Origin of the sequence: Pseudoalteromonas sp. T1lg65, from assembly GCF_051930985.1 — a bacterium.
Taxonomy (GTDB): Bacteria; Pseudomonadota; Gammaproteobacteria; order Enterobacterales; family Alteromonadaceae; genus Pseudoalteromonas.
Map to the genome: position 1 here is coordinate 432,185 of NZ_CP196837.1, position 18,818 is coordinate 451,002.

Sequence of the window (18,818 nt, forward strand, 5' to 3'; positions counted from 1 at the left end):
GTAGCCTTCGGGCTACCTCATTCCTAACACACTTTAAAAATGAAAGGACATGACGATGACAGGTTTGAATATCGTAAACAGCATTATTAATGATGAAACCAAAAAGCCACCAATGATTGATTTTTTCCCGACGCACAAAGGCAGTGCGACGCCGGGGGAAGTGTCAGTCAATGTGACACCGACTGAAAACCACCTCAACACCAATGGAACAGTGCATGGCGGCTACGCAGCAACGATGTTGGACTCAGTTACTGCGTTGGCGATCCAAACACTACAAGGTCCAAATGCGACGGTAGGTACCGTCAACTTAACCCTTAACTACATCCGCGCAATTATGCCAAATACCTCGCTAAAAGCGATTGGTCGCGTTTCTGCAATGACTAAAACACACGGTTTTGCAGAAGGTGAACTGATTGACGACGAAGGTGAAGTTTTGGCCACGGCGAGCGCTTGCTGCGTGCTAATAAGGGGGAGTTGATCATGACATCACATATCGACAGTCTGCCAAGGCAGCACAAACGTTGGTTTGAGTACTTTACTGATCGCCCAGAAGCACAGGCAACGTTATTTTGCTTCCCTTTTGTCGGCGGAAATGAGCGCAATTATCTGAACTGGCCTGAGCACATTGATACGCAGTTCGATGTGGCTGGACTTAAGTTACCAGGTCGCCCTTGTCGTTCTAGGGAAGCTTTTCCAGATCACATTTCAGAGCTAGTAGAACCAATCGTAGCGCAATTGGCGAAATATCCTCGTCCATTTGCGTTATTTGGCCACAGTATGGGTGGGTTATTGGTGTTTTTGGTCACGGCAGAGTTAAACCGTCTTGGCATACAAACACTTGGCAGCTTTATTTCAGCGCGTCCTGCACCGCAGCTCGCGGTACTTAAGCGCCGTGCTCACTTACCTAAGCCAGCACTGATTGAAGAGTTGCGGATTTTGGGTGGTACACCTGAGGAAGTGTTGCAAGACGAAGGCATGATGGACGCCGCACTGCCCGCAGTGCGCGCTGATTATCACTTACTGGAGAACTATCAGTATCAAAATGAGGCTGCGCTAATCACGCAGCCCATCGATCTGATTGCTGCTCGGCACGACAAGCTGATTTCAGAAGCTCAGGTTGAAGCGTGGCAGAAGCTACCACTACCAAAAATTAATCGCTTTGATATCGATGGCGGGCATTTTTATCTTAATGAGTATCCGGAAACGCTATTCGATTTTCTTAACAACACGCTGGATCTTGAGTTGCAGGCGCTTAGCCTGTTGGCTCATGCGAGTTAAACAGCAAGGAGTAAGACAATGACTGATAAAACATTAAGTGCTGCTGAAAAATTTATGCAGAACGGACAAAAGATCATGTCGGGTTTTATGTCGCAAGTACAAAACTGCCGACAAACTCAGCTGGATCTTTTACAGCAGATAGTAAATGAAAATAAACATACGCAATTTGGTCAAAAGCATCGTTTTGATGAGATGGTGACGTATCAAGATTATCGTAGCCAAGTTGCAGTACAAGACTATGACTCGCTATATCCGTATATCGAACGTCACCTGTATGGCGAGACTGATCAGCTAGTTGCTGGTCAGCCTTGTTACTATGCGACCACCAGCGGTTCAACCGGTGAACCAAAATACATTCCAGTAACAGAGGCGCAGCGTGCCGGTGCACATCAAGGTGCAACGATGTTGTGGTCTTATTCATTGGCGTTAAATTCACCTGAAGCGATGCAAGGGAAATGGGTGGTGATTGTATCACCCGCTGTCGAAGGACATGCTCCAGATGGCACGCCGTATGGTTCAACCTCTGGTCAATATGTAAAAGACTTAGATCCAGCCATAAAAGAAAAATACACCATTCCTTACGAGGTGTATGAAATTGCCGATTATGACGCACGATACTACTGCATCATGTTACTTAGTTTGGCAGATCAAGGCGTAACACTCGCTTCTTCTACGAATCCTTCGACACTGAGTTTGTTGTGTAACAAAACCGATGAAATGAAGGACAAGTTACTGTCAGACTTACGGATGGGTACACTCGATACCGATCTTGATATTCCTGACGAGATCAGAATGCTGGTGGAAGCGCGACTTGCGCCAAATCCGGCCCGAGTAGAATACCTAAGAGCGTGCATCGCGAACGATCCGGAGAACAAACTCAGACCTACACACTACTGGCCGGAGTTGAAAGTGGTTGCGACTTGGACTGGTGGTAACTCCAATATCTTTATTGAACGGATGCGTGCATGGTATGGCGATGTTGCAATTAAGGACTTAGGTTACCTTGCCTCTGAGATCCGTGGCTCTATTCCCCTTGAATTAAATCGTGGTGATGGCGTACTGACGATTCAGGATAACTTCTTTGAATTTATCCGCGTCAATGACATCGATGACCCAGAAGCCAAAACCTATTTAGCTGATGAACTTGAGTTGGGTGAACAGTATTACCTGTTCTTTACCAATAAAGCAGGGTTATATCGCTATAACATCAACGATATCATTCAAGTCACGGGTTTTGTTGGCAATACCCCAACGATTGTCTTCGTACAAAAAGGCAAAGGGATCACCAATATTACTGGCGAGAAGATCTTTGAAAAGCAAGTGATCACGGCAGTAAAAGCGGCTGAAGCTGATGCCAAATTAGCCGTAAATTTTTATCACTGTCATGCGGATTTACACGCCAACCAATACAAACTATTTACTGAGTTTGAAGAACATAGCAGTGAAGGAGCACAAGTCGCTTTCGCAGAAGCGTTTGAGTTCCACTTACAAAAACTAAATCTAGAGTACAAAACCAAACGTGCTTCTCAGCGTTTGTTACCCTCAGAAGTTCACCGCCTAAAATCGGGAGCGCTAGAGCGCTTTAAGCGTGAACGCGTTGCAAGCGGAGTACGTGAAGCTCAGTTTAAAACGGTTCCACTGGCGATGAATAAAGACCTACTCAAGTCTTTTGAAGTCGATGCGGTGTTTGACAGTGTGCAGTTACAGGAGTCAATCGCATGATCAATATGAAGTCAGTAGCCAAAGCTGTCGCCTTAGCGAGTGTTGTGTTAATAAATACCAGCGCACTAGCACAAGACAGCAGTCTAACCATTCGCAACGATAATGCGAATAATGCCTATACCAAGCAATACTCGCCGTTTGATATATTGAACTTCACCGGTGAAGAAAGCCGTATTAAGCTAATTGATCCACGTCTTACTGAACTAAGTGGTACAGAACAAAGTTATGATATTGCCTATACCAAATGGCAGCCGTACTTTAGTAACGGTCAAACCATTGTGTACAACCATGGCTTTCAAAGTCATAAAGACTGGTTCAGTGGTACGGCACAGTATTTGGCGATCCTTGGCTACACGGTGTATGCATTTGACCGCGTAGGTTCAGGTGAATCAAGTGGCGGTATTTCATTTGTCGAAAATGACCAAGGTGAGCTCGACCGTTATGTGCTTGAAGGTCACGTATACGACTGGCAAACCTGGACTTGGACGTTGGATGAAATGGTTAAATTGGCAGAGTCTGAGCATCCAAATAATACCCTAACTGTATGGGGCAATAGTTTTGGTGCACAAGTAGTGACCGCGTTTATGAACCAGTACGCACCGCAAAGTGTAGACAAAGTGGTGTTTACCACTCCTGGACTATTCGCAAATCTTCCGTTGCCATTTACCTTGGATGAGTTTATCGCGGCAAAGCCTTATGACTACTTTGCATCCACTATTCCGGACACGGATGGCGATCAAGGAGCGGCCTATTTTACCGCTGATCCATTCTATCAGTGGGCAATAAGACACGATCTGCGCTCATTACGCGAGGTAACGCAAAGCTTCTATTTTGCTATCGTCGGTATTGGCGGTTACAACCGTGACCGTTCAGATATGAACAGTGATCCGCTTGTACAGTATCCACGTTTTTACTTGCTCGCAACTAACGATACCATGATGGATAACGTGAAAACGCTAACCTATATTAACAAGGCTCCAGCGAATGCTACTGCTAAGTTTTATAGCGCAGATGATAATCGCCATTTCCTTAGTTTCAGTAGTGACATGCAAGAAGCGGTGATGGATATTCACTACTTTATCCAAGGCGAAGAAGTCGTTGGGAAAGAGCCGCTTGGGAGTGCTAGTGAATGAAAATTGTAGCCTGTAGACTACGTGAAACCCTCATTCCTTTTAAGGTGAGTTTTAAACACGCGTTGCATAGCCGCAAAGAAGTTCAAGGGATTATCTTGGAGTTGCAGCTAAGCGATGGTCAAATCGGCTACGGCGAATGTCTTCCTCGTGACTATGTCACGGGGGAGACCCACAATAGTGTGGTGACTGCATTGCAAAAGGTGGTTTTACCACACTTAGTCGGGCAAACATTTGACAGCCTTGATAGCGTGTTGCATTGGTTATCTGAATTTTCCGCTGCGCATCAGTTAAATCCTCGGCAAACTTGTGTCAAAGCCGTGGTGGAGCTAGCACTGTTAGATGGTTTTGCTAAGTCAAATGACTGTTCGGTGCAGCAGCTATTAACGCCATTCTCAGTTGCAAAACAAGCGGCCAACATTCGCTACAGTGGTACCTACTCGTTAGGAACTGAGGAATCATTCCGACAGTACCATCAGGTATATCAAAAGCTTAACTTACAGCAGTTTAAGGTTAAGGTTGGCGAAAACTTAGCGGAAGAATTGCTGCTGATAGATAAAATTCGCGCAGTGAGCGAGACGGCAGTAGAGGTACGTATTGACGCGAATGGAGCGTGGAATCTGACCGAAGCGATAGACGCCTTAAGTCAATTTGCTGAACGAGGAGTCGTGTGCTGTGAACAGCCGATGCCAGTCGAACTGCGGGACGAGTATCCTAAGTTGATGGCGGCCGTTGGCGCACACATCGATATTTGTATCGATGAATCACTGTGCCATTACGATGATGCAGTGTGGTTTGCAAAGCACCAAGGTGCCAGTGTCTTTAATTTAAGAGTCTCTAAGTTAGGAGGCATTAAAGCCTGCATGGATATTGCGCTGCTTGCTAAACATCATGGCATTGATTGCCAATTGGGGGCACAGGTGGGCGAAACGGCGATATTGACCTGTGCAGGTTATACGCTATCGACATTAATCCCTCAGTGTCGGTTTTATGAAGGTGCCTTTGGTACGTATTTACTTGCTGAAGATATTACCGAACCGAGTGTGATGTTTTCAGTTAATGGGGAAATACCCGCAGAGTTATTAAATAAGGCGAACGGATTAGGTGCTGAGGTTATTGATCAGCGTTTACAAGACATTACACAAGTGATGACTGAATTTACTTGTTGATGATATCTGTAGATAAATTGCTTACCGGCAACTTTTCAGCGTTAAATTTTAACTCTGTATTCAGCAAAAGGAGCAGTGACGCTCCTATCAAACAAAGCGGGGGAAACCCCGCTTTTTTTCTTTCCTTGCACTGGGCAGTGATAAGGATTGGGGAATCGTGGACTTTTCCAAACATAGCAAAACACAAGCTCACTTAGTGCGCTTGTGTTTGAGCTTGTGCTTGTAATCTAAATCCATGACCATGAATGGTATGAATCAGAGGGAATTCAAATGGCTTATCCAATTGTCTTCTCAAGTGATACATGTGTGAGCGTAATACATCCGTATTGGGTGGTTGATCCTGCCATAGATCCCATTCTAGCTCTTGCTTGGCAACGACATTTGGCGAGTTTTTCAATAACCGCGTTAAAATTTGGAAACCCGTTTGGGTGAGTTTTACTTCTTTACCCTCACGAGTCACTTGGCGGTTTTTCACATCAACCATTAACGGACCAAACTTCAATACGGTGTTGTCTTCAGTGTGCATTCTTCTGGCGGCAGCGTTCAGTTTAGCCAGCTTTTCTTCAATTGGCATTTGGCTGTGCCAAATATCGTCGACACCTAAATAGTAAAGTTCAACACGTTTTTCAGGCTCAAGCTCTTGCTTAGAACAAAAGAAAATAGTGATGGTTTTGGATACATGCTGGCGTATTTGTGCAACCAGCTTTTCGCCAGAGCCACCAGACAGTGAATCTGAAATAATAATAAAGTCAAATGCCTGCTCAGATAATAAATGCAATGCTGTTAGATAATTACTGGCGTAATCGGTAATCGATCCCAACTCATCTAGCGTATCTATTATTCTGGCAGACTCCATTTGGTCGTGGTGTACCACGAGAACTTTTGAAGGTTTTGCTAAGGCTCTAATTGTAGTAGACATGTTTTTTATTTCCGCAATGTTAATAATGTTACGGTTTCTATTTAATCCTGTTTGCGCAATTTAACACATGGGCTTTTTCTGGATGAGGTACCTGTCAGATCTGACAGGTTAAGTTGTTTCACTCTTTTTTAAACTTGTTCTGTAGAAATTGAAAACAAGACTAAGCTTGTCTTGTGCGAGCAAAAAGTAGAATTATTTATGAGTGAACATACCTTTTCAGAGGTACAAATTTTAATTTGTCAGCGCCTATTAGCACGAGCGCAAACCTTATTACAGCGCCCTGGATGGCGGCAGGTAGTGAGCCTGCAACATGGAGCACAGACACTTGGACTTGAGTCAGGATGGCAGCCAAACCTTATACCTAATCTACTTGAGCAGTTAGCGGCTGAGGTCAAGGGCAGTGAGCTGTGGATGCTTATCGCCTTCCCATTCAGTGAAGCCGACTTGGTTGAGCTTAAATCTTGTGGTGTAGCTAGAATTGTGGCACTAAGTGACTGGCCAGAACCTGAGCGTTTTGTCGCATCACTTCAATGGGCGCAAGCATTGGGGATCAGTTATGACTGTTTCCCGATGTCGCAATGTCGGCAGTTTAATCTAGGTCGAGTGAATCAGCTTAAATATCAGCGTCCTTGGTATCACTGCAGTCAAGGTGTTGCGCCACACGGTGAGATACTGCCGCTGACTATCGCTGATCAATCTGGGTACTTTCGACATTATGCAAAGCGTTTTGATTGCTGCGTGTTACCGTGGCAATGGAAAGAGCAGTCAAAATCAGTACAGTACGATAGGTTTATGTATGAGTGTTGTCGGGGTGACTATTTATATCTGTTAGATAAACGTGGTGAAGTACAACACACCAGTTACCTTACCAACAGTGCAGCGTCGCAACTTGAGGCATTACATCGGTTTTTTCTGCGTCATGATTTGGCAGAAGTGTGTTTGGATGGGGTGTTGGAATTGACGCAAATCATGGCTCGTGAGCAAGCGATTGATGAGAGTAAGCAAGCCTTTTTAGTGGCAGGAGTCGATGCTAACTACGAGTTGCTCAGCAATGGCGTCATGCAAACCACCAAGTTTGAAGATGTGAAGTAGCTCAAACCAATTTGGATAATACCAAGCCCAGTAGCCAATATAGCGACTGGGCTTTTTAGTACCCTTAACTTTCAGGTTGGTATTTTTCTCCCTGAATAATCCAATCCGCGGCTGGTTTACCTTTTAGATGGTGGTCAAAATATTCCATCATGCGAATTGAGAAGTCGACCTGATTAGGGAACTTTTTAAGGTGGTGTGGCTCACCTTCATATTGTAACAAGATGGCATCTTTATCATGTCTTCGTAAAGCCAAATAATACTGAATGCCTTCTTGCCAAGGTACCGCTCCATCGTTATCACCAAACATAATCAAGATTGGAGTGTTGACCTTATCGGCAAAGAACACGGGGGAGTTTTCGATATACAACTCTGGTGCCTCTGTGAGCGTTTTACCAATTCGACTTTGCATTGCTTCATATTGGAATTGGCGTGCTAACCCTGATTTTAAACGGATCCCGCTATAGGCTGAAGTCATATTTGATACCGGCGCACCAGAAACAACCGCTTTAAACATGTTGGTTTGTGTCACCATAAAGGCACTTTGATAGCCTGCCCATGAGTGACCTTGTAAACCAATTTTATCTGGATGGGCAACGCCCATATCAATTAATGCTTGCGCTGCATTGATCATGGTTTGCGTTGAAGATGGTCCGGGACGACCGATTTCAAAGCGAATATCAGGTAGAAAGATCGCATAGCCATTTGAAGTAAACATCGGGAAATTGGGTCTGTGATTCAACTCCATTTTCGGGAAGTCATACATTCTTTGGCTCATATAGCGGTAGAAATAGATAACAACCGGCACTTTGTCGCCCTGCTTGTAATCAGCTGGCTTGATCAGAACCCCTTGGAGGTCTTCGCCGTCAAAGCCTTTGTATTGCACCAGCTCTGGTTTTTGACCCCAAGCAAATGTACCTTGTTGTGGGTTTAGGTTCGTGACGCGTTTAGGACTGACCATGTTGGCATTAGTGACCCAAAAATCAGGGAAAGTATGGTAGTCCTGTTTGGTGATAATAAAACGGTCTGCATTTTTTGCTTTGGTAATCACATCAAAACGTGCTTCGCCATTAAGCACCGTTTCTAGCTTACCCGTATCAAGAGACAGTAAGGCGATGTGAGTTTGCTTATTTTGTAAGTTATGCGCGCGTAAAATTAATCGCTCAGTGTCGCTAAAGCCAAGTTTATCTGCATCTTTGTATTCAACGCGATACTGAGTTTGGCTTTGGTAACCATTAGTGAGTCGTTTAGCTGCTAAGGTTTGGGTATCAAATGCCCAAATATCGTATTTACTGTAAACGTATAGCGTGCTGCCATCGCTTTGCCAGCCTGCAAATCCATAGCCTTCATTTGGCATTGGATAGTCATGGCGATCATCGGCAAATATGGCTTGTTTTACTGCTTTGCTAATGGCTGTTTCTTTACCCGAGCTGAGGGATTTCAGCCAAACGTGATCGTGTTTAAAGTACGCCGCGTGTTCACCAGTAGGTGAGAGAGTTGGCACAGCTTGGATTTTCTTTACGATTGATTTGGTTTCACCATTGCTGATGTTAACCGCGTAGTAGTCGCGATAGAATCCTTCATACAACGTTTGTTTTAGGTATGGCTTGTCGTCGCTGGCAAGTAAAAATGCTGCGTTGGTGTTCAAACTCACAGAAGCAACTTCCGGCGTTTCAAGCTGAACAACGCGTTCACCTTCGATATGAAAGACGGCTTTAAAGTGCTTATCGCGTCGTGATTCTTTCCATGTTATTTGCTCTCTAGGCTTTATTTCAGGGTCTTGGTTGTGCCAAACCTTTAAGCCTTTTTGTGCGCGAATGGTGTCAAAATCATATAACGAGCTTTCGTCACTGTACTTTTTTTCTTTTATTTTTGCTTCAAGTTGTGGGCGTGTATCAAAATACAGTCGTTGATTATCATCGGACCACGTTAAGGTAGCCGTTTTACCGCTGAACCAGTTGTCCGTTGTTGCAATTGTTTTTAGTCCATTTTGCTCAATAGACCAAAGTTGTAGCTGATATTGACGGCGGCGAATATCATCATTGACGTAGTTACCTTGATAAAAGGCTACTTGCTTACCGTTTGGTTGCCACGCAATCGCACCTAATGTGACGCCAGGTTCATTGATCAGACTGCTCTGTTTTTGCGAGGTTAAATCGTAAAAACCGACTTGATTGTCTTTGCCATCAGTACTTTGTTGATTGATTAACACGCCGGTACCATTGGGTGCCAATTGGTATTGTGCAATGTTTTCAAGCTCAATGCGTTGTTGTGTATAGAGGTTAACTAGGCTCAGCGTATAGGTTTTATCCCCTTTATCCGCTTTGATTGCATCTTCGACTTTCTCTTTAGTCTCTGGTGTGTCTTTATCGGCATCTTGCGATTTGTTCTCTTCCATATCGTGACGATAGGCGAGCCACTTGCCGTTGTCGGAGAGTTGAAAGTCTTTTGCTGCGTCAAACGTCAGTTGACTGAGAGTTTCTGTATTAATAAGTATTAAGGTGTTTTTTAACTTAGCTTTTTCTTCTTTGTTATTGGTTTCTTTTGCAAGCAAACTCGGTACTTGCGTGTAAGCCACCCAAGCGCCATTTTTACTAAAGGTAGGCTTAGTACCGCGTTCAACAGAAGCAATTAGCTTCTGCGTTTCAAGATCATAGAGTTGTCCTTCGCCATCGCCACGATAGGGCTGCGCGGAAAGTCCTAAAAACTGACCATGCTCTGACAGTACGGTTCCTTCAGCGGATTTAAATTGAAAGACGTCAGAAAATTCCAGGTTTGGCTTAGCTGCATGTGCATTAGCACACAACAAGGCGAGGCCGAGTAATGAGAGGTTGAATTTCATAATTAAGGCACTTTATTTATTATGGTTTTAATATCAATCTGCAATAACACTTGATCATTTTAAGGGGCGAAAGTTTTGCCTTGCCTACACGGATATAGGTACCTTAGCGTTAGCAGGACGCGAGAGCGTTGCTATCGGTAAAGTTTCTTCGCCTCAAAATAGATCACTTAGTTAGGCAGGTTTGTATAGGGCTGTTTGTTTTTAAATGCGACATAGCTTAACGCTGCCGACGAAGTTACTTTTGGTAGTTATAAAAACAAACTAAGTAAATTCACTAAAAGCTAACACTTCTAGAAAAAAAACTAAAATAAGGTGCGGTGGCTGGCAGTTATTTGCTGTGAATAACTGCCCTTATTGTCGTGGCTATTGCCAGATTTTTTGCAGTTCTACCCATTGCTTGTCAAATTGTGCAGTGGGCTTGGCTTTAAAGTCACTGCGGACAAACTGGTTTATCTTACCTTCAACAAAAGCTAAAAATAGATTCGCTAGTACCGCTTCTTCTGAACTAAACGCTCTGCCTTCACGCAGCTTACGTTCACGTAGCACTTGTTTAAATTGTGTTTCTAGCTTTTCAAACAAACCCTGCACTCGCTCTCTTAATCTCTCTTGTTCACCTTGTAACGCATCACCAGTTAAAATGCGGGTGATCCCTGGGTTTCTTTCTGCGAAGGCCAGTAGTAGCATCAAAATATTATAGATACGACTTTGGGTTTCTTTTTCATTTTCTAGGATCAGATTGATACGCGATAACAGCGTGTCTTCGATAAACTCAATGAGTCCCTCAAACATTCTGGCTTTGCTAGGGAAGTGGCGATACAGAGCTGCCTCAGAAACACCCACTTCAGCGGCCAGTTTGGCGGTGGTGATCCTTTGGCCCGGACTGGTTTCGAGCATTTGTGCGAGAGATTGGAGAATTTGCTCTTTGCGATTACTACGTTTGGTCGCTGGCATGAACTTTCCTTCAACTTATTTTATTATCATTATTCTGGTTATACCGATTGTATTAACAACATAATCAATACAATGGTTGTCAGTGCAAACCCCGAACAGCTCACACCCTGTCGGGGTATCATGTTAATGTTTTATTCAGCTTCTTTCCAGCTTTTTACATGAAGGTTATTTTATCTTTTCAGCGATGGCTTTCATGACAGTAAGTGCTAACTCTTTTTTACTAGTCAAAGGTAAATCTTGTTGCTGATCATGCCAAAAAAGCGTGAGTGCATTGTGTTCTGAGTTGAACCCTGCATCCGGTTTCGACACGTCATTTGCACAAATCATATCGAGCTTTTTGTTCGTTAGTTTCCCCTTGGCATAAGTGGTGATATCTTGCGTTTCTGCAGCAAAACCCACAGTGTAGGGGCGAGAAACAGCCAAAGCCGCAACGTCTGCGATAATGTCTGGATTCTTGACTAAGGTTAAGGTTAATTCATCGCCTTGTTTTTTGATTTTTTGCTCGGCAACGGTTGCCGCACGGTAGTCAGCAACGGCGGCACAGCCGATGAAAATATCGGATTTTGGCGCATGTGTAAGTGCCGCGACGTGCATATCTGCGGCGCTTTCTACAGCAATAAGGTTAACACCACAGGGCGCTGAAATACTCACAGGTCCAGAGATTAAATTAACCTCAGCCCCCAAAGCGAGCGCCGCTTCGGCAAGGCCATAACCCATTTTTCCAGAACTATGGTTGCTAATAAATCGCACTGGGTCCAGCGCCTCACGGGTCGGTCCAGCGGTAATGGTAACCACTTTTCCCTGTAAGACTTTCGCTTCGGGTGAAAGTGCTTGTAACACCAGCTGTACCAACTCATGCGGTTCAAGCATGCGACCAGCACCGACATCACCACAGGCTTGCTCACCTTGACCCGGTCCCCAGATAGCGATGTTGCGCTTCGCCAGTGTGGCAAGGTTATCTTGGGTAGCTACATGCGCGTACATTTGTTGATTCATGGCGGGGGCGATTGCAACTTGTGCTGGGGTCGCCAGTAGCAGGGTCGTTAATAAATCGTCGGCAATACCGACAGCCATTTTAGCGATAATATTACTGGTTGCCGGTGCGACCAGTACTAAGTCGGCCCACTTAGCAAATTCAATATGACCCATCGCAGCTTCAGCTTGCGGGTCTAATAATGAATCAGACACTAATTCACCAGATACCGCTTGCATGGTTAATGGCGTAATAAAGTGTTTTGCAGAGTCAGTCATCACCACTTTTACATCAACATGGTGGTCTTTTAGTCGACGGACTAACTCCGCACATTTATAGGCTGCAATACCGCCTGTGATCCCTAGCAATACACGTTTGTTTCTTTGCTTCATGAGTCTGTCTTCAAAACTTAATTGAGATAAAGATATCACACTCAGCTTTGGCTTTTGAATTATTCCGAGTAACAACTAGACTTTTATGATTGTTACCAAGGTTGGTGACAAGCATAACTCAAGGAGAAACCATGCAAATTTCTGCGTTACCCAAAACCCTTCGCCCTCGTGAAAAGCTTGTTGAGCAAGGCCCTCATACTCTATCTGATGCGGAACTACTGGCCATATTTTTGCGTACGGGCATAAAGGGGGTGAATGCCATCGAGTTGGCTGAAAGCCTTTTGTTTGAATGCCAATCGTTACAAAACCTATTTAATGCGCCACTAGAAGAAATCGCCAAATTAAAAGGACTTGGTGTGGCAAAATATACTCAGTTGCAAGCAGTATTAGAACTGAGCAAACGTTACCTTAGAGAAGAGTGCAAACGTGACACGGTTTTTAATAATCCAAATGCTGTCACGGACTACTTAACCGCTACTCTTCGGGGACTAAGCCATGAAGTGTTTATGGCGCTTTATTTAGATAATCAAAATCGACTGATCAGAGATGAAGTGTTGTTTCGTGGTACAATTAACGCAGCTTCGGTGTACCCCCGAGAAGTCATTAAGTCGGCGCTAAAACACCACGCAGCAGCCATCATTTTCGCCCATAATCATCCTTCCGGCGTTGCTGAGCCTAGTGAAGCAGACAAGCTCATTACTCGTAAACTGCAACAAGGGTTAGGACTGTTCGATATCTTGGTGTTAGACCACATCATAGTTGCAGGAGGACAATGCGTTTCTTTTGCCCAGCGTGGGTTAATTTAATGTAATTCGCCGAGCGTTGACGTATACATCGTTGCTAGTGGTTATTAAAAGTGGGCGTTTTTTATACGCAAAATCACAGCGATAGCATGTTTTTTGCAAATTAGTTCAATTTAAGTGCAGTTTTTACTTTCCTCGGGGGCTTGGGATCATTATAATTGGCCGCTATCAAATTTACCCATGAGCTGATTTCAGTAGGATCAGAACCTTGATCTCTGCCTGTATATACTGTATAAAGAGCGCCCTTTGATTTTACCTGGGGCACACAGTGAAAAGGCCTTTAAGGGAAAATTAAGCTCGAGCGAAGTTATTGGAGATACATAGACATGTCTAAAGTCTGTCAAGTTACAGGTAAGCGCCCAGTGGTTGGTAACCACCGTTCGCACGCGCGCAACGCAACTAAGCGTCGCTTCCTACCTAACCTACAAACACACCGTTTTTGGGTTGAAAGCGAAAAGCGTTTCGTTTCTCTACGCACTACTACTAAAGGTATGCGTATTATCGATAAAAAAGGCATCGACGCGGTTCTAGCAGATATCCGTGCTCGCGGCGAAAAAGTATAAGGAGCTTAAATCATGCGTGATAAGATCCGTTTAGTTTCTACTGCTGGTACTGGTTATTTCTACACTACCGACAAGAACAAGCGTAACATGCCTGAAAAAATGGAGATCAAAAAGTTCGACCCTAAGGTTCGTAAACACGTGATCTTCAAAGAAGCGAAAATCAAGTAATTCGATTCGCTTACTGAATTTAAAAACCCAGCTTAGGCTGGGTTTTTTGCGTCAGCTGGTTAAGAAAGGTTATGGGATTTCGATTTTCCAAAGTTCGCCCTGCAGGTCTTTGGTCGCTGCAAAAATGATGTCACCATTTTTCAACACATCATATTGATGGAGAAAGTTAGCCGGTGCAGGGAAGTAACGGGTGGTTTGCTCTGTATTTAAGTGATAGCGCCAAATCGCATTATCTTTGAAATAATATAAATACTCATCAACGAGTTTCCAATTTAGCCAGTTTACAATTGGCACGTCGGCAATTAATTCACTTTCTTTACCATCTTTAAGTTGCCAGATCCCCGGTTGTGTAAACTTGGTAAAATACAAAACATCATTGTCGCTATATCCACTGTAGCCGCCTTGTTTTGTAAGCATTTGATGAGTTTGTGTCGTGAGATTGAACTCCCAGAGTTGCCAGCTTCCAGATTGCTCACTGCTGTAGATAATGGCATCGTCTTCTTCGTTATAGTTTGCAACATAAGGCTTTCGGTCTTTGCCAACCAATAGGTCAGTTTGGTTCAACTTTATACTGGTTTGATAAATCGCATCGTCGAGCTCATATAAAATGGCATCACCTGCTTTGTTCAATTGATAACGTTGAAAGGAAAAACCGTTGGGTAAGTTGGATGCTTGGTGTTGCTCTGCATGGTGTGCTTGGCCATACCATAGCGAAGATTGATTTGCTCGATCTGAGATATACCAAAGTTGCTCTAGTGAATTTGCGCGAGGTAGCCTATTTTGGGCGCCATTTTCAACTAAAGTACTTATGTCTTTAGTTTCGTGATTGAAGTGTTGAATCACTGTCGGAATACGATATTGATTTACCAGTAATGCGTTATTTGTGCTCCCAAGGTTGGCAAGACTCTCAATCGGTGCGGTAAACTCATGCATTGCCGTAACCGTACCTTGATCTATTGGAAGCTGATAAAGCGTTCTGTCGTCTGTAAAAAATATCTTTTCAGCATCATGAGACCAAGTTATTGCAGAGATATCTAATGGGATGCTGAGGTGCTTTATTACCTCTATGCGGGGATAGTGGTAGAGCGTGACTTGATGCTGATTTTCGCCTTGGTATTTTGCGACTGCAAGCTGTTTATTATCTGGTGACAGTGAAAATAGATGGTCACCTCTAAGGTTTCCTTGAGTTGGAGGAAGCGTCAGCTGTTTATGTTGCTTGGTATTGAGGTTGTATGAATAAATCGCGTAGCCAGAATGAATATTAGCCCGTTTTCTATAAACTAGCGTGCTATCATTATCGGCCCATTGTAGCTTGATATTTTCGACATCCTGGCAGGGAAACAGTGTGTGATGTTTGGCACTATCGAGGTTTAATACCTTAATTTGGCACGTTGGTTTGGACTCAACATACGCCAACCGTTTTGCATTTTGGCTCAGTGCTTGGGTTTTGATATGAGCTTTCCAGACTTTTTGTTGTGAATGACGGTTTGCGAGCCATAGTTCCGCGATGCCATCGGGCAAGACATGTAGATAAGAAAACTGTTTTGCTTGTGGTGCTGTACTAACAGAAACCTCTAACCCTTGCTGTGCAACGACTCGTTCTGGTTTTACAATTGAAGTTGTGTGTGAAGGGTTACTTACATAATAAGTCACAGCAACTAATATACTTACCAGCAATACCATACCTGCAGCGATAATAACCCAGTTGTGTGGTGTTTGCTTGACGTTCGGTTGAATGGTGAGTGTTTCAGCCGTGACGACTAATCGATAACCCAACTTTGGAATAGTTTCAATAAATTCAAGGTCTTCATCCAAGCTAGCTAAATGTTGCCTCAGCATTGACACCGTTTTATTGATCGCACTTTCTGAGATGATTCTGCCATCCCATATTTGTTCAATAAGCTGATCTCGGCTTAAGGTATTGCCGTCAGCTTCAACCAATGCTTGTAACAGCAGAAAGGGTTTGGGCTCCAAACGAACAATCACGCTACCCCGAGACAGATTTCGGTTGCGGATATCAAATAAAATGGTTGCGATCTGATAGTTCATCCTTAAGTCATCCTATTGATTATTATGCTTAACTTTTTTAGTAAGGAATTCACCACAAAGATTTCCTAGCAAGTTGTTGGGGCTTCCTGAGCTCCTTATTAGAGTACAGAAAAAACCGCAAATAGGAATCCCCGTATGCAATATCAAAAATTACTAGGTGTTTTTTGTACGCTGACCATGCTGCCAATATTGACTGCTTGTTTAAGTGATAACGGTACACATAATCCCGACATTGAAACTCCATCATCCGAATCCGCACTAACTAAAAAAGCGTTGGATAACCGTGTTTATTACCTTGCTACGCCTGATCAACAAATCAGTAAAGACAAAGCTTATAAGTTACTCCTTGCATTTCATGGCTCAGGGGGAAGCGCAGAAGAGATGGCATTTATGAGCAACTTGCATAACCTAAATGACGATTTTCTAGTGGTCTATCCTAAATCAAAAAATGAAGAGTGGAATGAAGGTTGTGATTGTAACAAAGCACATCGATTAGGAATTAATGATTTGGGTTTTGTTGATAAAATAGTGGACCAAGTCAAACAGGACTATCGTATTTTAGAAGGCGAAATCTATGCAACGGGTTTCTCGCAAGGAGGCCTATTTGTACAAAACTTACTGTGTAATCGTTCAGAAGTGTTCAAGGGGATCTCAACGGTTGCAGCCCCGATGTCGATGCAGCTATCACACAGCTGTAATTTTTCACAACCGACCCATTTTAGGTTGCTGCACGGTAAAAAAGACTCGGTGTTGCCATTTAATGGTTCGAATCACTCTAACTTTGGACTTATCTCTTCACCACAAGCTATTAAAGTTATTGCTGGGTTAAATTATCAAGAGGCGACCCAAGCAACAACAACGCTGACTGAAGGTGTGACATTAACCCATTACCCAGATCAAGCTGTGAAGACTGAATTGCTTGCAATTGAGCAAGCAGGGCATAGCTGGCAGTTGCCACCGTTGGATACCAGCAAAGCCGTGTTACAGTTTTTCAACTCTGCAAGCCAATACGAGTTACCGGAACACTCTGATTTGATTGATATAAAAGGGCATTATTATCATGTTAGGCAGTTGAGTGTGCAGCCAGAAAAACCAACCGTGGTATTAATATCCGGGTTAACTAAACATTACCATGCCGATACGGGGTGGTTTTCACTACTACAGCCTTACCTATCAGAAGACTTTAATGTGATATCGATCGACCGATTAGGACGAGGATTGAGTGGGGAGGCAGAGATGCCTTCAATGACGCAGTTTGCGGAGCACTTGCCCGCGATTTTTTCATCACTTGAGCTGGAAAATGTGCATTTAGTGAGTTTTGCAAGTGGTAACTCGGTGCCAGTTATTGCGTTTAAACAGTCACCTGATTTTAAAGATAAAATAGCCAGTATGCTGTGGTTGGACCCAGATACGTTATTACCATTTTCAATTTCCCACTATCAGGGCTTCCCTGTGACAATTTATCGTAAACATGGTCAGGTTCTGTTTGACCATATTGCTGCGGGTGGGTGGCACGAAGCAATGGAGGGTAAATTAGTCGAAGAACGTGAACATGTTGAGCAGTTGCTGGAAAATAGTGAATTTAAAGCGTATATGGATTGGGATTACTTTAATTTACTGCTTGAAAAACGCCGAACACTCCAAGCGCAAGTACAGCGGGCTAAAGATGTTTATAGCTATCACGATGATCTTAACTATGCGGCAGGCTGGAAACCAGACGCCAGTATTCCAATCACCGTAATAGATAGTGCGTTTGAAAAGCTAGATATTGCTCAGGCCCAAGACGAAGAGTCTAAGCAACATTTGACGCAGTGGGAGCAAGAAAGCCGTCACTGGTCCATGGAAATCGCGGAGTCCTCTGGTGGTCAGTATATTCCATTGGATTCTACGGAGCATATTATTCCACTGTCACATCCTGATGTAATCAAACAGGCCTTGATTGAATTAACCAGGCCCTAGTAACTTCCTTAACTAAAGTAGTTTGTTAGAAGAAGCCCCAGATCAAAGTCGGTAACCATGCCCGTGATATGTTGCCGACTTTTTCAACCGTTACGCATTTTTTTAACTCTTGTGTTAATCAACTTACGCACAAAACTTCGATAAAAAAAACGTTGTATGACGTTGAGGTTTGCATACTTTTTATAAAAATCGTCTGGTTGAGTAAATGTGCCTAAGTCTTCAGTAATGCTCTCTCTTTGAATGTAGGTTCCAGTTAAAGCAAATTCGACATCCGGATTTTTTAAACAAGGTGTTGAAATGCCTAGTCCGGTAAAGCGTGTTTGACCTGCAAACTTCATTTGCACCTGTTCTAGATAGGGTTTATCAATAATGTAACCTTCCAATTCTACCCATTGATTTTGTAAATACACTTCAACCCAACTGTGAATAATACTGTTAGGGGCCAGCCATGTAAGCCAAGGCGGGATAATCCCACGTTTCAATGCATTACTGATCTTAAAACCGTGCAATCGCGCGGGAATACCACACCCTCTAAACAAAGCAATTAACAGTGTACCTTTGGTATTGCACTGACCATATTTTTGTTTGAGGACTTCACTGGCTTTGAGCGTATCATTTTCACTGTAGCCAAATTGAATTTCATCTCTGACAAATAAATAAATTTGTTCTGCGGCTTTTAGTGTGGGTAATGATTTCCATTGGCGCTCATTTATTAACGCCTGAATCGTTGGCGTTTGATAGTCGACCATAGGTGTGGCGATAAGTTGACTCTGCATTGCTTTTTGCTCTGTAACTGTGTTGATTTCCCACA

General features: G+C 43.5%; 16 protein-coding genes. 10 read left to right on the forward strand and 6 right to left on the reverse strand.

The genetic code is table 11. The annotated features are described in order from the left end of the window. Positions 1 to 55 precede the first annotated feature (55 nt). The 5 genes from ACSLBF_RS01970 to ACSLBF_RS01990 are packed head-to-tail and all read left to right on the forward strand — an operon-like array spanning position 56 to position 5,299. Positions 56 to 478, forward strand: a complete 423-nt coding sequence (locus ACSLBF_RS01970) for a PaaI family thioesterase (RefSeq protein WP_440054949.1) — start codon at positions 56 to 58, stop codon at positions 476 to 478. 2 nt (positions 479 to 480) lie between these two features. Next, a complete protein-coding gene (locus ACSLBF_RS01975) occupies positions 481 to 1,278 on the forward strand; it encodes a thioesterase II family protein (RefSeq protein WP_440054950.1) in 798 nt (265 codons plus the stop codon). Between the two features lie 18 nt (positions 1,279 to 1,296). Beyond that, a complete protein-coding gene (locus tag ACSLBF_RS01980; protein WP_440054951.1) occupies positions 1,297 to 3,000 on the forward strand; it encodes a GH3 auxin-responsive promoter family protein in 1,704 nt (567 codons plus the stop codon). Further along, positions 2,997 to 4,133: an alpha/beta hydrolase gene (locus ACSLBF_RS01985; protein WP_440054952.1), complete on the forward strand. Its 1,137-nt coding sequence runs from the start codon at positions 2,997 to 2,999 to the stop codon at positions 4,131 to 4,133. The genes ACSLBF_RS01980 and ACSLBF_RS01985 overlap by 4 nt, the downstream gene beginning before the upstream one ends. Beyond that, the gene (locus ACSLBF_RS01990) at positions 4,130 to 5,299 is read left to right on the forward strand and encodes a mandelate racemase/muconate lactonizing enzyme family protein (protein WP_440054953.1); all 1,170 of its coding nucleotides are present in this window, start codon (positions 4,130 to 4,132) and stop codon (positions 5,297 to 5,299) included. The genes ACSLBF_RS01985 and ACSLBF_RS01990 overlap by 4 nt, the downstream gene beginning before the upstream one ends. Positions 5,300 to 5,492: 193 nt before the next feature. Here ACSLBF_RS01990 and ACSLBF_RS01995 read toward each other — a convergent pair whose 3' ends face one another. Beyond that, the gene (locus ACSLBF_RS01995) at positions 5,493 to 6,218 is read right to left on the reverse strand and encodes a response regulator transcription factor (protein WP_440054954.1); all 726 of its coding nucleotides are present in this window, start codon (positions 6,216 to 6,218) and stop codon (positions 5,493 to 5,495) included. A 198-nt stretch (positions 6,219 to 6,416) separates the two neighbouring features. Between ACSLBF_RS01995 and ACSLBF_RS02000 the strand changes: the two genes are divergently transcribed. Beyond that, positions 6,417 to 7,310 carry a hypothetical protein gene (locus ACSLBF_RS02000; protein WP_440054955.1) on the forward strand — a complete coding sequence of 298 codons (894 nt, stop codon included), beginning with the start codon at positions 6,417 to 6,419 and terminating at the stop codon, positions 7,308 to 7,310. A gap of 64 nt (positions 7,311 to 7,374) precedes the next feature. On the opposite strand, the gene ACSLBF_RS02005 is transcribed toward ACSLBF_RS02000, so the two are convergent. The 3 genes from ACSLBF_RS02005 to coaBC all read right to left on the reverse strand — a co-directional run bounded on the left by ACSLBF_RS02005 (position 7,375) and on the right by coaBC (position 12,465). Then, the gene (locus tag ACSLBF_RS02005; protein WP_440054956.1) at positions 7,375 to 10,149 is read right to left on the reverse strand and encodes a prolyl oligopeptidase family serine peptidase; all 2,775 of its coding nucleotides are present in this window, start codon (positions 10,147 to 10,149) and stop codon (positions 7,375 to 7,377) included. Positions 10,150 to 10,512: 363 nt separating this feature from the next. After that, a complete protein-coding gene (slmA, locus tag ACSLBF_RS02010) occupies positions 10,513 to 11,100 on the reverse strand; it encodes a nucleoid occlusion factor SlmA (protein ID WP_440054957.1) in 588 nt (195 codons plus the stop codon). A 165-nt stretch (positions 11,101 to 11,265) separates the two neighbouring features. Further along, positions 11,266 to 12,465 (reverse strand): bifunctional phosphopantothenoylcysteine decarboxylase/phosphopantothenate--cysteine ligase CoaBC, encoded by a 1,200-nt coding sequence (gene coaBC, locus ACSLBF_RS02015; RefSeq protein WP_440054958.1) that lies wholly within the window; start codon positions 12,463 to 12,465, stop codon positions 11,266 to 11,268. Positions 12,466 to 12,596: 131 nt separating this feature from the next. On the opposite strand from coaBC, the gene radC reads away from it, so the two are divergent. The 3 genes from radC (at position 12,597) to rpmG (ending at position 13,999) form a co-directional block, all read left to right on the forward strand. Next, positions 12,597 to 13,271, forward strand: a complete 675-nt coding sequence (gene radC / locus ACSLBF_RS02020) for a RadC family protein (protein ID WP_440054959.1) — start codon at positions 12,597 to 12,599, stop codon at positions 13,269 to 13,271. Between the two features lie 323 nt (positions 13,272 to 13,594). Then, positions 13,595 to 13,831: a 50S ribosomal protein L28 gene (rpmB, locus tag ACSLBF_RS02025; protein ID WP_138508549.1), complete on the forward strand. Its 237-nt coding sequence runs from the start codon at positions 13,595 to 13,597 to the stop codon at positions 13,829 to 13,831. Between the two features lie 12 nt (positions 13,832 to 13,843). Next, on the forward strand, positions 13,844 to 13,999 hold the full coding sequence (gene rpmG, locus ACSLBF_RS02030) for a 50S ribosomal protein L33 (protein ID WP_010364212.1): 156 nt from the start codon (positions 13,844 to 13,846) through the stop codon (positions 13,997 to 13,999). A 69-nt stretch (positions 14,000 to 14,068) separates the two neighbouring features. On the opposite strand, the gene ACSLBF_RS02035 is transcribed toward rpmG, so the two are convergent. Then, the gene (locus tag ACSLBF_RS02035) at positions 14,069 to 16,048 is read right to left on the reverse strand and encodes a winged helix-turn-helix domain-containing protein (protein WP_440054960.1); all 1,980 of its coding nucleotides are present in this window, start codon (positions 16,046 to 16,048) and stop codon (positions 14,069 to 14,071) included. Positions 16,049 to 16,183: 135 nt separating this feature from the next. Here ACSLBF_RS02035 and ACSLBF_RS02040 point away from each other — a divergent pair, with 135 nt between their 5' ends. Continuing rightward, a complete protein-coding gene (locus tag ACSLBF_RS02040) occupies positions 16,184 to 18,007 on the forward strand; it encodes an alpha/beta hydrolase (RefSeq protein WP_440054961.1) in 1,824 nt (607 codons plus the stop codon). An 83-nt stretch (positions 18,008 to 18,090) separates the two neighbouring features. Here ACSLBF_RS02040 and ACSLBF_RS02045 read toward each other — a convergent pair whose 3' ends face one another. Beyond that, entirely contained in the window at positions 18,091 to 18,783 is a 693-nt protein-coding gene (locus ACSLBF_RS02045) for a transglutaminase-like domain-containing protein (protein ID WP_440054962.1), read from the reverse strand. Between the last annotated feature and the right edge of the window lie 35 nt (positions 18,784 to 18,818).